General features: G+C 43.2%; 19 protein-coding genes. 16 read left to right on the top strand and 3 right to left on the bottom strand.

Annotation, left to right across the window (positions count from 1 at the left end):
- The first annotated feature begins 258 nt into the window (after positions 1-258).
- The 11 genes from LC073_RS06795 to LC073_RS06745 all read left to right on the top strand — a co-directional run bounded on the left by LC073_RS06795 (position 259) and on the right by LC073_RS06745 (position 6173).
- Entirely contained in the window at positions 259-492 is a 234-nt protein-coding gene (locus tag LC073_RS06795) for a hypothetical protein (RefSeq protein ID WP_226645350.1), read from the top strand.
- Positions 493-584: 92 nt separating this feature from the next.
- Positions 585-950: a hypothetical protein gene (locus LC073_RS06790; RefSeq protein WP_226645348.1), complete on the top strand. Its 366-nt coding sequence runs from the start codon at positions 585-587 to the stop codon at positions 948-950.
- Between the two features lie 531 nt (positions 951-1481).
- Positions 1482-1976 carry a hypothetical protein gene (locus LC073_RS06785; RefSeq protein ID WP_226645345.1) on the top strand — a complete coding sequence of 165 codons (495 nt, stop codon included), beginning with the start codon at positions 1482-1484 and terminating at the stop codon, positions 1974-1976.
- Between the two features lie 119 nt (positions 1977-2095).
- Positions 2096-2410 carry a hypothetical protein gene (locus LC073_RS06780; protein ID WP_226645342.1) on the top strand — a complete coding sequence of 105 codons (315 nt, stop codon included), beginning with the start codon at positions 2096-2098 and terminating at the stop codon, positions 2408-2410.
- A gap of 168 nt (positions 2411-2578) precedes the next feature.
- The gene (locus LC073_RS06775) at positions 2579-2932 is read left to right on the top strand and encodes a hypothetical protein (protein WP_226645340.1); all 354 of its coding nucleotides are present in this window, start codon (positions 2579-2581) and stop codon (positions 2930-2932) included.
- A 159-nt stretch (positions 2933-3091) separates the two neighbouring features.
- Positions 3092-3574, top strand: coding sequence for a hypothetical protein (locus tag LC073_RS06770; protein WP_226645337.1), 483 nt, complete (start codon positions 3092-3094; stop codon positions 3572-3574).
- A 126-nt stretch (positions 3575-3700) separates the two neighbouring features.
- On the top strand, positions 3701-4036 hold the full coding sequence (locus LC073_RS06765) for a hypothetical protein (protein WP_226645335.1): 336 nt from the start codon (positions 3701-3703) through the stop codon (positions 4034-4036).
- 290 nt (positions 4037-4326) lie between these two features.
- Positions 4327-4689: a hypothetical protein gene (locus LC073_RS06760; protein WP_226645332.1), complete on the top strand. Its 363-nt coding sequence runs from the start codon at positions 4327-4329 to the stop codon at positions 4687-4689.
- A 90-nt stretch (positions 4690-4779) separates the two neighbouring features.
- Entirely contained in the window at positions 4780-5007 is a 228-nt protein-coding gene (locus tag LC073_RS06755) for a hypothetical protein (RefSeq protein WP_226645329.1), read from the top strand.
- Between the two features lie 148 nt (positions 5008-5155).
- Positions 5156-5494: a hypothetical protein gene (locus tag LC073_RS06750; protein WP_226645325.1), complete on the top strand. Its 339-nt coding sequence runs from the start codon at positions 5156-5158 to the stop codon at positions 5492-5494.
- A 139-nt stretch (positions 5495-5633) separates the two neighbouring features.
- Positions 5634-6173: a helix-turn-helix transcriptional regulator gene (locus tag LC073_RS06745; protein ID WP_226645322.1), complete on the top strand. Its 540-nt coding sequence runs from the start codon at positions 5634-5636 to the stop codon at positions 6171-6173.
- Positions 6174-6277: 104 nt separating this feature from the next.
- Here LC073_RS06745 and LC073_RS06740 read toward each other — a convergent pair whose 3' ends face one another.
- Both LC073_RS06740 and LC073_RS06735 read right to left on the bottom strand, forming a co-directional pair.
- The gene (locus tag LC073_RS06740) at positions 6278-7219 is read right to left on the bottom strand and encodes an IS110 family transposase (protein WP_226645320.1); all 942 of its coding nucleotides are present in this window, start codon (positions 7217-7219) and stop codon (positions 6278-6280) included.
- Between the two features lie 534 nt (positions 7220-7753).
- Positions 7754-8236, bottom strand: a complete 483-nt coding sequence (locus LC073_RS06735; protein WP_226645318.1) for an HPP family protein — start codon at positions 8234-8236, stop codon at positions 7754-7756.
- Positions 8237-8337: 101 nt separating this feature from the next.
- Between LC073_RS06735 and LC073_RS06730 the strand changes: the two genes are divergently transcribed.
- The 4 genes from LC073_RS06730 (at position 8338) to LC073_RS06715 (ending at position 12291) form a co-directional block, all read left to right on the top strand.
- Positions 8338-8916 (top strand): TetR/AcrR family transcriptional regulator, encoded by a 579-nt coding sequence (locus tag LC073_RS06730; RefSeq protein ID WP_226645316.1) that lies wholly within the window; start codon positions 8338-8340, stop codon positions 8914-8916.
- Positions 8917-9237: 321 nt separating this feature from the next.
- Positions 9238-9588: an antibiotic biosynthesis monooxygenase family protein gene (locus LC073_RS06725; RefSeq protein ID WP_226645313.1), complete on the top strand. Its 351-nt coding sequence runs from the start codon at positions 9238-9240 to the stop codon at positions 9586-9588.
- A gap of 1033 nt (positions 9589-10621) precedes the next feature.
- On the top strand, positions 10622-11401 hold the full coding sequence (locus LC073_RS06720) for a hypothetical protein (RefSeq protein WP_226645309.1): 780 nt from the start codon (positions 10622-10624) through the stop codon (positions 11399-11401).
- A 548-nt stretch (positions 11402-11949) separates the two neighbouring features.
- A complete protein-coding gene (locus tag LC073_RS06715; RefSeq protein WP_226645306.1) occupies positions 11950-12291 on the top strand; it encodes a DMT family transporter in 342 nt (113 codons plus the stop codon).
- Between the two features lie 339 nt (positions 12292-12630).
- Here LC073_RS06715 and LC073_RS06710 read toward each other — a convergent pair whose 3' ends face one another.
- Positions 12631-13239 (bottom strand): tRNA-uridine aminocarboxypropyltransferase, encoded by a 609-nt coding sequence (locus tag LC073_RS06710; RefSeq protein WP_226645304.1) that lies wholly within the window; start codon positions 13237-13239, stop codon positions 12631-12633.
- Between the two features lie 26 nt (positions 13240-13265).
- Here LC073_RS06710 and LC073_RS06705 point away from each other — a divergent pair, with 26 nt between their 5' ends.
- The gene (locus tag LC073_RS06705) at positions 13266-13700 is read left to right on the top strand and encodes a GNAT family N-acetyltransferase (protein WP_226645301.1); all 435 of its coding nucleotides are present in this window, start codon (positions 13266-13268) and stop codon (positions 13698-13700) included.
- Positions 13701-13798: the final 98 nt, after the last annotated feature.

The following is a 13798-nucleotide window of genomic DNA, read 5'->3' as shown; positions in this document are numbered from 1 at the left end:
GGTCGAGATATATGGGCAGCGCCTCTTCTTGGCTTCTTCACAGGGATTTATTACTTTATCTTTGTTTACCCCTGCGTCTTCGCTGGTTTGCTCTTATATAGTTTCACTAAAAAATATGTAAGGCAGTGAATTCAAGCAATAGCACTTTAACAAATGCAGGCAACAGCGCCCCTTCGGGGCTGGACCTCCATTCCGCAGCTTCGCTGCTACATTACGGCCGTTGCTGCAGGCGTTATACGTATTAGATCGGAGAATGAAGTGAAGGGTTTGGCTTTCTTGGTTCCGCTGAGCATCATCGCAATGACGGCTTGGGCAGTTTTCACTGACTTTATGCCAGTCATGATCCTTCTCTTGGGTCTTTCGCTTATCGGAGCATTTGTCCGGTTTAAGAATAAAGAGAATGAGGCATGGTTAAAGAGGCTAAACTACTCGATCTTCGCCTCCGTCATTGTTTCTGCTGCCTTGGTGATCTATGGGCAGCAATACGTATAACAAGCTAATGAACTTCGCGCGCGAAAGGCGCGCGCCGGACAGCCTACGCTACGCTTCGGCTGCCGGTTATTAGAGCGTTACATGCCTAAATCATGAGTATCTACGAAGAAGAATTAGAAGGCAGAGAGTTCGACTGGTTCGCTATAGATAGCGAAGGAAATATTGGCTTATTCTCTACAGCTGGCGAAGGAACGATTCCAGGCTCAGTAATAGGGGCATACTCTGAGCATGACAATATTTCAGAGCAGCTCGAATCGCCCAATTGGGGCACCTCGGAAGTTTGGTCAGATTTTGGGCTATATGTCTATGATTGGAACTTACACGGTGGGCCGTATAAACGAGAGCGTGAGCCTTCCAAAGTTATGAGTAACGAACTCAAAACAAAATTATTAAGCATGGGTAGTCTTTACAGTTTGCCCATTAAGTTTACGGAAATAAAGGAAATAGCAAGTGTGTAGCTCAGCATGTAACAAGTCAAAGCACGCGGACATGGTAAAGCTTTCACCTTTTTTGTTCCAAAAAAGCCGCCAACTTCACCATTCCGGTGTTTGAGGCGTTATGTGTAATCACATATGAGAAATCTAGTAGTTGCCAGTTTGTTGGTAATAGTCGGCTGTAACACAATAGAGAGAAGTGTCATCTTTCGTCATCACGAACCTACTTCTTGTAAAGTGAAAGGCTTCGTATCTGGAACAGGCAAGACTGATGAGGGTGCATTTAAGAGTGCAAAGAGGAAAGTGGCTGAGCTAGGTGGAAATGTAATCGTTCCAGACCCGAAAGGGCCAATTGAAATTGGCTTTGCTCACACACCTGGCGCCTCCACAAAATACTATTCAATATACAATGCCAAAGGGTTCCTTTGTGAGTAAAACACATAACAAGTCAATCAACTTCGCGCCTTCGGCGCCGGACAGCTTACACTACGCTTCGCTTTGTTACAGCTGCCGGTTATTGAAGCGTTATATGTAACCTAGAATAGGAGATTTAGCATGACCATAAGGTCTGTAAGCGAGTGTATAGAAGAATGGCAAGAGCATAGTTGGGATGAGATTATCTCTCTGATCACACAGTTTAGAGATATAAGTAAAGCGGAATACTTCATTTTGGATGATGCTGAATCATATGATAGTCCAATTGCCTATGTTGCTTTGCTTGATGAAATGGCAGAATTGCTTAAAGATGAATTTTCAATCACAAATATCAGCCACACTACGACTACTAGCGGATGGGTATTTAATTTTTTTGCTGATGGCCAAGAAGAGTCAATTATACTTAATGTTTCTTCACCTGAATGGTTCGAGAATAATTTTTTGTCCCAGTTTAATTTGATCTTACAGAAATACGACCATCAAAATATCGCCAGAATGGTTCATACGACTAGCGTAGATAGGATTGATCAATGTTTCAACATTTGCTTTCTGAGTGATAGCCAGTTTCAAGCTCTTCAGGTTAGTAAGCCGGCATTTGCATTTGAAGATGAATAATGCATAGCATATAACAATTTGCTGCAATACGTTCCGGGCCTAAAGGCCCTCCACCGGACAACCCAAAGCTTCGCTTCGGGTCGCCGTTGAGCAAGGCGTTATGAGTGTTGAATAGGTCGATGTTAATCTCTGCATTGTTGTTTTTCCTATTGGGCGTGGCGCTTTTCCTATGGGCAACAGCTTCTGGTAAAGTACTTATTGCTTTGATTAAAAAAGAGCGGCCGAAAGTGTATGAGAAATATTTCTCAGCATTAAATGGTTCGTATTACTATTGGATCTTCATTTTTAGTAAGGCAGAGTTTGGTCGAGAAAATTTTTCTGACGAAATTCTGCGGTTGCGGACTTGTGTAGCTAAGAAATATAAGGCATCTCTTTTATGTGTTTTAACATTTGCAATGTTGTTGCTTGTCAGTACAATCATAACCAGCCAATGAACTTCACTCCAGCCCTTCGGACTTCCGCCGGACAGTCTACGCTATGCTCCGGCTGCTGGTTATTGGGGCGTTAGACGCACAGGCTGTGCTGCTGCCAAAATTTCAAAAAAAATGATCTCCAACGGAGATCAGCACCTTGTCGCAATTGACGGTGGAGGATAAAAAGCTGTGCGTATTATTGGTATTCTAATAATCATCAGTGGAGTTCTTATGGGCTGCGAGCTTCAGGATCCTTGTGTTCGAGTCGGTATGGATAAAGACTTCGGTCTCGATCACTTCGAGAAAATCAAACTAGTTTCCGATCATGCCAACGAATTGGGGCTATCAACAACGATTAGTGAAGCCGCACACATCGTGGGTGCAGCGTACGCAGCAAGTCAGATTGAAGGTGGACAACCCGGCGTCCCCGTTAATATATGTGTTAAGGCAGGGAGGAGCGGTGATACTGAATACAGCGTTCTAACCACAAATGGAAAGATTTTAGTCGAATGGACAAGCACTGTAATAACCGGCACTCCCTGATCCAGAAAACACGAAAAATCGTCTAACAAGCACATGTTGCCGCCGCGAAAAACGCGGCTGGGACGTCCTACGCTACGCTCCGGCCGCCCCAAATGTGAGCGTTAAGTTTGAATTATGTATCGAGCAATTTTCCTTTCATTATTAATATCTAGTGTGGTTATGGCTGAAAATTTTGAAGTAATAGATGTAGAGACCGGAGATGTTTCTACAGTACCTTCTGATCAAATTGGACCAGGAATGGTACGAGTAAGCTACGAAGGAAAGGAATATTGGGCCAATAGCGCCCAGCTTAAGCAGGGCGAATATCAGCATGAGCCTTTCCAAGGGGAAATGAAGGCGCGCATAGAATCTATCATGTCCAACTTATCGGAAGTGTATCCTCTTAGTTATGAGGAGTGGGAGGATGGATTCAGGAGAGATAAAAACCCTTTAAATGAAATAATAATATGGGAACACATAATATCTGTGTACCAACACTTTGCTAATAAAGCTTCAAGCTCGGCTAGAAAGAAGGAAATTTACTCGGTAGTAGTTACCTGTTCATATAGCGAACCTGGTCAAGTTCTAAACCAAGTTTCACTTAATGAGATCACAGAAGAGCAGGCAAAGGAAATTGTACGTGCTTACTACCAAAAAACTTAACAAACCGCTGCACACCGACACATACTGCTACGCTCGTTTTTGTGTGTCACTGCGCGCCACTTTTCACAAGAACGCTCTCCGCAGTATGTGCGGGTGAGCGGGGCGTTAAATGTCATGCGTGTGCTCATGAATAAGAAGGTACTTGCTTTCAGCCTTTTTGTATTTGTTCTCGGTGTGTGCGGCTACATACTCCTGGGCGAAAATGGTCCTACTGAAGCTATGCAATCATTGCCTATAGGAAGCTCATATGATGAGCTACTAGCTTTGGCAGGCGAACCGTCATATGTCACTGATGGTACGGAAGGGCCAGAACGGGGTTTTAAAAAGTCTCAAGAACAAAGGATTTCTGGGTGCGTTAAAGAAGCTTGGTACGAGAACACGCTGAAGCTACCCAGCAAATATGCGTTTTGTTTCAGTGCAGACGGCAAGCTTGTACATAAATACCACTGGTCATCGTGGTGAAACATTTAACAAATCCAGGCAGGATCACCCAGCCCCTTCGGGGCTCGGCTGGACGGCCTACGCAGCGCGCTTCGCACGCTAAACCCTACGGCCGCCCCTGCTGGAGGCGTTCAGGCTGTAGAAAAACTAAAGTGTATCTATGATTTTTCAGATCCGATCAAATATTGACCAAAAATGGTGATTCTATGTGAATTCTGGCTATATTTTCGCTGATGAGTAGGCTATTTTTCACGTAGAAGCGCAATGTGAAAATTGGGGTGAGTTTTTCTACACCCTCGTTATGAGTAAAGATGAAGTTCAGTAGACTGATCAAGGAAAGTAGGCTCTTTTGGCCTCGTGAGATTTCCATTTCGGATGGTGAGTTGATTGGCGAAGGTCGTGGCACCTTTCCAACACTTTTATCCACATGGGATCGTGTTGAGAAGCTACAAGACAGAGTAAACGAGTGGCATGAAATAATGTCCTATGCAATATTCTGTGGATTTCACAAGCAGGCGATAGAAAAGCTTACGTCAGGAGCTATGCCTGTCGTGACATTTGATGAAATTGACTTCAAATATGTTGGTCTGAAAGTAATAGAGCATCTATCTCAAGTTTATCCTAGTTGGCCGAAGTCTATGAGGCATCAATTTGTTCACGATATTCACTCATAACAAACGCAGCCACACCGGCCTATCGGCCTCGACTCGCTATGCTCGCGTGTGCTGCGGGCGTTATGTGTAATTAGTATCGTAAAAAAATTTATGAAAAAGACTGCAAAAGTACTAGGAATAACTCTGTTAACCTTATCATTCTTCGGTCTGTCTGCGTTCTTACCCTTAGATATATGGGGCTATGTTGTTGGTCTATTTGTAGAACCTGAGCCAGGAACTTATTATAAAGTAGTGTTTACAGATAGTGCAGAAATATCTACTGGTTTGATGTTTGTTATAGGGCTAGCCCTTGTGGTTTGGGGTTTTAAAAAATCGTAAGTAAGAGAAAATCACCAATGTTAGGGGTTGCACATAACAAACAGCAGCACCTAAGCCCTGCGAAAATCGCCGGGCCGGACGGCCTACATTGCGCTTTGCTTCATTTCGGCCGCCTGTGTGCTGGGCGTTCTGTGTCAAAGGAGTTATCGTGAGTATACCTAAAAAGGGAAGTAGAAAAATTGTAGTAGAAGGAAATTCGTACCGTTGGATCGTACGAGACCGGCCGACTTACACACAAGCTTGTCAAGGTGGGAAAATGCTTGCTGCTATTGAATTAGATAGCCAAAAAGGTTCTACGTTATCGGTTGAATTCAAGTGGCTGCGTCCAGATGTTGCAATAACTAGCTATCCAAACTCTGTGGCGCCAAAGTTAATTGAGTTATGTATTAAGAGTGCAATAAACGAAGGCTGGAATCCAATTAATCCTGGTCCAGCTTATAATTATTATTGCGAACTAGATCAACACAGAACAAATGTATCAAATTGATGCCTACGCTATCGCTTCGGCACAATTTATACAGGCGTTATGCCTGTCGCATGAATTTCGTACTAATATCGTAAGAATGACGTAACTAATTAAGGCTGATCCGATGAAAATTTGAGTTCAATTTTCAGAGGACAGAGAAATGGAAGTGCAAGTAGATACAAGTAAGATTATCAGCCTGCGAAAGTCGCGAGCCTGGAGTCAGCAGCAGCTTGCTGAAGTGGCATCGGTTAGCTTAAGAACGATACAACGAATCGAGAAAAGTGGTAATGCGTCCCAGGAGTCGGTCAAATCAATTTCTTCTGCATTTTCAATAGTGCCAGAAGATATCCTTGTGAAAGAGTCAGAAAAATTTTCTGTCGTAAAACGAATCAAGAATTATATTGCTGCAATATTGGTACTTAGGGGCGCATCTCTTCTATACGCCTCTTTCTCCACGGCATCTCCAATTATGCTTAAAGTAGATGCAAGCTCAAATAATGAACAGCTGGCATCTATTCAACTTCTTAATGAGGAAGGCGCTGAAAGCGAAATGCGTATAAATAATATGCTAAAAATTGAGCTAAGCACGGAGCAAACGCCGGAGAATCAAATCCGTTTAAAAACGAAAGTGTACGAATTCAAAGAGTCTACCGGGTTTGTACTTGTGGCTAGCCCGGTTTTACTTCCAGAGATTTCATAAATCTGCGGGTATTAAGTTTACAGCTTCAAGTGGGGTTCCATTTGAGGTCCAGGTAACCCCCCAGAACTAGGCATAACAAGTGACTATGGCCCTTTGTCAAATATTTAAACCATTTTCTCATCCCAGTAAGTGTTGTTTTTTACCATCGTATTTAGGATGGTAAGTTGCTTCCTCATACATGCGATAAGGGCTACTTTCTTTGGTTTGCCAGCAGTGACCAGGCGCTCATACATTGGTTTTAATTTAGGATGGCATTGTATTGCCGACATCATAGAAACAAATAAAACCGTGCGTACACGATGTCGCCCACCTCGAATATAGCGCTTGCCCTGGAAGCTGCCGCTATCACGATTCATCGGGGCGATACCCACAAGTGCTGCAATCTCTTTGCGGTTCAACTTGCCCAGCTCAGGAAGTTCGCTCATTAGCGTGTAAGCCAGTACATTGCCGACTCCTTTAGCGCTTAATAAGAGATCGCGTTTTTGTCGCCACTCGGCAACACTGTTAACAAGTTTATCAAGTTGCTTATCGACCCCTTCTAGCTCTTTCTTGATGGCCTTTAAGATAGCCTGAATGGGCTTGTGAACAGACTTAGGCATTCTCCTGAGACGATTCTTTTGCATTGTGCTCATCTCTAAGCACTGGTTCCTGACCGTCAGCAAATCACTGATATTTCTGAGTTTTTCTGGTTTGATTGATGACAATCTTGGCTTAATTGCTTCACCAAAATGTGCGATATCAATTGCATCTAGCTTATCTGTTTTGGCGAGCCGTCCCGCTGATTTTGCAAAGTTTCTTACTTGCGAAGGATTGCAAACAACTATCGGCATTCCCGCTTTATGAGCAGCACAGACGAATTCTAATTCTAGTCTTCCTGTGGACTCGATTAATACTCTTTGAGGTTTAAGCGGTTGTAGTTGTTTAATAGCGTCTTTAATACCTTCTTTGTTATTGGTAACACTAAAGAACTGGCCAGTAGGTCTCACATAAATATCGAGTTGTTTACTGCTGGTGTCGATACCGACATTGATCTCTTGAGGTTCCATAAGATAAGCTATCTCCGCCTTGCTATTCGGGCTCGAGGCCCACATGACTATTCGAGTTATGCCTAGTGAGTGTCTGTCACGTTCATACTTGTTATCGGTCTTTATGAACCGGCGCAGCAACGAACTGTGACAAACAAGGCCTTCGGTGGCCGCCGAAGGTGGGTCTCAATTTACCCGTTAGCGAAAAGGATTTTCAACATCAGAATCGGACAAGAACAACCATACAAGTGGCGGCAATACGCAGCCTTTGGCTGCCGGACTCAGCACTATGTGCTTCGCCGTTGCGCCAAGCGTTAGGATGTTGAAAAACTAATGTACACCTATGATTCTTCAGGTGTGATCAAATGTTGACCAAGAATGGTGATTCTACGCGAACTCTGATTTAGTTTTCACTGATGAGTAGGCTATTTTTCACGTAGAAGCGCAATGTGAAAATTGGGGGTGAGTTTTTCTACACCCTCGTTATGCAAATGAGCGAGCTGGGCCCCGGCATAATTGCCGGTCAAGCTGCTCAGTTTGTCTGAGGAACCCTGCTTACAACCATCGCTTCGGATACCGTTGCCCGGAAATAAGCCGGTGGTATAGCACCCCGAAAGCCACAATCAGAACGGTTCCAGCCGCCACCGGCATCAACAGGAAATCCCAGTGTTCACCTGCGAGCATAACGACCAGAGGATTGGCCCCAGCTGGTGGGTGAGTAGTGTTGGTCAGCAGCATCAAACTTACCGCTAATCCTACAGCTAACCCCATAGACCAGGGTGTAACGCCCGCTAAAGCTGCTACAGAAAGGCCAATCGCGGTTGTTAGAAGGTGTCCTACGATGATATTCCTAGGCTGTGCAAGTGGGCTTTCCGGCAATCCGAAAAGAATTACCATTGTCGCGCCAAAGGGAGCCATCAACCAAATGGTGGACTGAATTGCACTACCCAGGCTACTCAGAGCGGTTATACACAGCATTGCTCCCAGGCCCGCTAGTAAAGAGACAGAACGGCGTGAAGTTATCAGGCGATTGTGCATAGGGAAAACCTCTTAGGTAGACAGATCGGTCTACCTAAGGATAGACAGTTTCGTCTTCTAGTGTCAAGATTCGAGTATCTGGTCTGATGTTGATATTGCCGATGGATAAGCAAGAATTGTTGGTTCGTACCGCCTTTAAATTTTTCTACACACGCGGCATTCACGCCGTGGGTGTAAATCTGGTGCTGGCAGAGTCCGGCATAGCTAAAAAGACGCTTTATCACCATTTCCCTAGTAAAGAGCATCTGGTAGAAGCGGCAATACGTTATCGTGATCACAGTTACCGGACTTGGCTTATATCGAGGCTGGAGAATGTTCCTGCAGGCAAGCTCGCATTGCTAGAATTGTTTAATGCCTTAACTGACTGGTTTCATAGCCGGGTTCCGGATATTGGCCACTTCAATGGCTGCTTCTTCATCAATGCCAGCGCTGAATTCGGTGACCAAGACAATGCAATCCATCGGGCCTGCGCCGAGCACAAAGCTGGGATAACGGTATTGATTCGAAAGCATGTTGGCGAATTGTCTCTTCCAGAGGGAATAACAGAAGAGATTACAAGCCTGATCGTTCTGCTTAAAGAGGGGGCAATCTCAATGGCTCACGTTCAGGGAAAACTTGATGCGGCGCTGGAAGCCAAAGGAATACTGGAGAAAGTTCTGAATTGCTATGCTGACAAATAAACTGAAAATTTACGAAGGTTAAGAAAACACTCCCGTATTTTGGCACCGCATTTTCATTCAAGTGTCTTCGCTTTAGCTTAACAAGCTCTGTGTGGAGTGCCAATAAGAGAATTATTTGATGAGGAAAGTATGCCATTTTTCCCTATAAATTTACTAGGCAGTTGCCAGTCATCGTTGGCTGGCAAAGAGTAAATAGGCAGTGCTGCGCGCGTCAGCTATAACTAGGCTAAGCCGGCTCGCCCAGCCTACGCAGCGCGCTTCACTCGCAAACACTTCGACTGTCCTTTTTGGAAACTTTATGCAATTAATCGGAATTACTTTATGCAAACAATTAGCGTAATAAACACGATCATCGTACCTAATGGAATGGAAACAATAGCAGAAGAAGTGCGTGATGAATACGTGTTGTACTTCAGCAAAAAAGAAGGTTTTGTCAGCTCCACTTTTTACAAATCAATCAATAGAGAAGATGATGGATCATCAAAGTACATTAATATCGTAGTATGGGAATCATATGCGCACTTCGAAAAAGTAGTTAATTCTGGATTCCACAATGACATAGGTGAAAACAATGAAGGCATGAGAGTGCTTGGCAAGGGTTTTCCTGAGCCTATTAAAGTATCACCAGGGCAATACACTATACTGAAAAAAACAAATGCTACACAAGTTTAGGTAAGTGATACGATAAAGCATTATGGAAAATTATGAAGTGTGATTTTTGAAAAAAATTTAAGGTTTTGAAAGAATCAGATTGTTTCTTTGATAATAATTTGGTCCATAAGCAAACATTTAAAATCTGTTATATTTTGCAAGGCTATATGTAATTGAGAAACAGCGATTATATTTTGAATCTAATGGAGGATTATGATCTTTAAGGTAATGATACAGTAGTTTGTGTTCTTAATTGGTTTAATTTTGAGTGTATGTCTGATGAGCAAAAGGTCAAAGTGTTAAGTTGGTTGCGTATAAATAGTTGTAAATACACCAGTATTCTTGGCTACCCATCTGCTAGTGAACTAATAAATAATAATTATTTAAAAACTACTGTGTCGCCTATCAAGTTACTATGACGGATCGCCAGCACTCCCCTCGCTTTGCGCTATATGCTACGTGAGAACAAAGCCACTCTGTTCCGGTATCCACTGAGTAAAACATTATATGAAAGCATATTAGTGTTAATGGGCGCCTTGTATAGTTAAAGTGGTGCTAAGATTTCAAGTTAAATAGTTATGAGGTGCCTGAAAAGTCCACAATTATAAGCTAAGGGTATCAGCTTATTAAAGCTATGATATCAACATAGCTTTTCTTTTTTTCGGAGTGTTACTATTTTTTTCAAAAAACATCAAATATAAATCGAATGGTCCCATTGTTGCGATGGCGCTACTTAAATATTCGAATCCTTCCAAATATATAAATAGGAGATGTAATTTAAGGCAAGGAATGCTTTATTATTTTTTTGAGGGTGTATAATTTCCAGAATAAAAAATTGGCTAAATTTGTTGGTCAGTGATTTTGAATGGAGTCAACCAATTTTATGTGTGGCTGGCGGGAAATGTATTATATTTATTATTTCTAGTCATGAGAAGAATTCGCCCAGAAATTCATTAGCATTCTAGAATAATATGTACGTAGAGAAGTATTCATAAAAAATAGGGACAAGTTTAGCTATTCTTTGGCTTAGCTTCTTCAGGCTTAACCGTGCTGTATGCAGCATGCGTACAGTAATACTCAAGGATCATTGATCGTGGGTAGTGATACCTATCTCATATATGTCATAGTCTATGGTTTGCTCTGCGCAACTTCGCTCGCGGTCGGAGGTGTTATCGCTGCGTTCCGGCCGCCTTCAGCGACGATTCATGGATATATTCAGCACACAGCCGCCGGCTTAGTATTCGCGGCATTGGGTGTTGAGATCCTGCCTGATGTACTCCATCGAGGTGTTCCTCTTGCTGTCGCATTCGGTTTTGCCACTGGTATTATCTTTATGCTCTCGATTCGAGCAGTCTCAGAGCGACTCGCCCGTGGAAGTGGTCGGGCAGAGAAGTGGACTCTAATTGGAGTTGTCACCACTGATGTTTTTATTGATGGTTCGCTAATTGGAGTAACCTCCGCCGCGGCTCGCGGCTCTAATCAACAGACTTTGTTGGTGGCGATTGCTTTATCGGCTGAACTATTGTCCCTTGGTTTATCCATGGGTGCGACGCTTAGACGAAGTGGTGATTCTTGGATTCGAAGTTTACGGACGACGACTCTCGTGGCTTTCTCTCCTCTAATCGGAGCGATTGTGGGGTATTTGGGTGGGAGAGCACTGTCGAGCGGTTGGATCGAAGGGGTATTGGCATTTGCGGCTGCAGCTCTTTTGTATTTGGCTGCGGAGGAACTCCTGAAGGAGGCACACAAAGTCCCAGAGACACCGCTGAGTACAGCGCTCTTCTTCTTTGCCTTTCTCGCTCTCTTGCTTGTGGATATGGTTTCTTCCGGTTGATGGTCTTTGATTTTCCGAACTAGAGAGCTATGCTGCCTAACAATCACACGCAAGAAAAGGCGCTTTGCGCCACTGCCGAGCAGCGATAGTATTTGTCAGTGCTGCTCAACGTTCATAGACAGAGCCATATGTAGATAATTAGATCGATGATTGAGGCTATTTCATAGTTTTTTATAATCTTAGTCTCAGTTTTATGGGTTATATCAATTAGTCCTGTATCTAATATTAAATATCTTTCTGGTAGTATAGAGCTGACGGTTTTGTTGACTATTCCTATAATAGGCTTCGGAAGTATTTTTGTAGGTGTTGCCAAGCTACGGAGTGTTGTTCATATGTGACAATTACTGGTGATATATGAAGATCTCTATCAGCTTTTTATAGGGTGATTTAGGTCTTGGTGGCCTTGCTATTATAAATGGAATCTCAATAGAAATATCTTTGGGCACTTCAACTCAAGTGCGTTCATGTGGCCACATTTGTATATTTTGCAGCATGAAAGTATGGTCTGGTTTACAGAATCCTGTCATCAATAAAAATAGGAAAATCAAGTGTCACATTGGGTCTATCTTTCCATGGCGATTGTTGCTGAAGTCGTGGGTACGTCATTTCTAAAAAACTCAGATGGATTCTCTAAAGTTGTCCCATCCATAGTAGTGGTCATCTCTTATGGGATTGCCTTTTATTTGCTCTCTTTTTCACTAAAGACCATTCCGGTTGGCGTTGCATATGCAGTATGGTCTGGGGTGGGCGTTGCGTTAATTACTCTGGTCGGCTTTGTTTTCTTTGGGCAAAAGCTTGATTGGGGAGCGGCTCTTGGTATAGCTCTTATCGTCTTGGGTGTAATAGTCATCAATCTATTTTCTCGAAGTGTGAGTGGTGGTGGCAGCTAATTGAAAAATTAGGTTTTTGTCTGCCACTTTTGCCACTGTGGAGTATAGAATAGAATAAATATTTTGCATGGGCGAGAAAAGTTCACGGCCTTATTGTAAGTGATAAATTTGTCGATTCGGGTTATTCAGGTAGCCGCTTAATATTTAAAAGTTCAATGGATCGATTGTAAAGCTAGATATTATATGCTCTGGTAGTTAAAGTTATCAGGATAGGGCATCCATCTTAGTCTATATTTGCTGCTTCACTCTGAATGAGCTCTTCTATGAGAAATATTGAAAATACTTATGAGTGATTCAAGAAACTATTGGATAGCTATGGTTTATCAGCTGCGCTAATTCTCAGGCGGGCTCGACAGTGTAGCTTTTCTGTTGTAAAGCAATCATCTTATTAAAAGGCTCCAGTAATCTAAAAAAAATATCATTTTGTTCAAGCAGTTGCATTGCTGTGGCGATGCTTTCAATGGTTGATAGGCCATCAGCAACAGAGGTCTTTCGAATTGTGTAATTTGATTCAAGGCCACCACTAAGGTTGATCCTTGGAAGTTTTTGTAACAAAGGATTTAGGTGGAGAATTTTTTTAGATTTCTTCCAGGTAGCATCTATCACGATTAGCTGTTTGATGGTTGCTTGCGTTTTACTGGATTTTTCTCCTAGATGACAACTTTCATCTGGTTCGGTGCTGTCCGGTAACCAGTCCAGTGAAGGGTAGAGTAGTGCTGAGGGGGTGCTGAGCAAGGTATCTAAATGATACGTAGATAAAGTTTCAGCAACCATCAGCTCGCTGTTACTCAGGCATAGGCGCGCCATGCGTCCGGTATTGAATGGGTGCTTCTCCTCTTGCGGGTGCTGTATGATCACCACTCTTATGGTACTGGCTAGGCTCACCAGGGCACTGCAATAGCAAACTTTGGGTGGGCGTAAACAGGTATTACAGGTTTCTCTGGGCATTTTGACTTCTGGGTACGGGCAGATTTATGGGGATCACGCAGCCTTCTTATAAGGTCCAATGGCTGGCAGATATTGAGATTCCACTGGCAAACAAATTCTATCGCATGCATGGATTTCGTGGCAAAGCCAAGCGTCACGAGGATTGTGCCGTAGTGCGTAGCGAGCGTGGCGAGATAGTTGGCTGTGGATACTTGCGCAGATATGGAACCTTTAAACTGCTGGCGGGGATTGCAGTGGCCCCGGAGCAACGGGGGCAGGGCGTTGCTCGACTGTTGCTAACACTGTTAGCTGAGCGCTTTGGTGGGGATACCTATACATTTCCCTATGCCCACTTAGAGTCTTTTTATTTGTCATTGGGCTTTGAACGGGTTGATGCAGAATCGCTGGCTACACCCGTTGCTGAACTGTACCAATGTTACTTGGATCAGGGGCGTTCAATTTTGGCAATGGTCTATCGATAATTAAATCAATAGATATTTGTTTTCATACCAGAAGGCAATCCTAGAGTTATAGAGTTGCACTGCAGCGTTTAATTGAAACTGAAATTTTTTACGGGCAG

The organism is Microbulbifer variabilis, from assembly GCF_020524905.1.
In the GTDB taxonomy this organism is placed as follows: Bacteria; Pseudomonadota; Gammaproteobacteria; order Pseudomonadales; family Cellvibrionaceae; genus Microbulbifer; species Microbulbifer variabilis_A.
The sequence above is the reverse complement of the archived record's forward strand: the minus strand, read 5'-3'. Positions and strand labels throughout refer to the sequence as shown.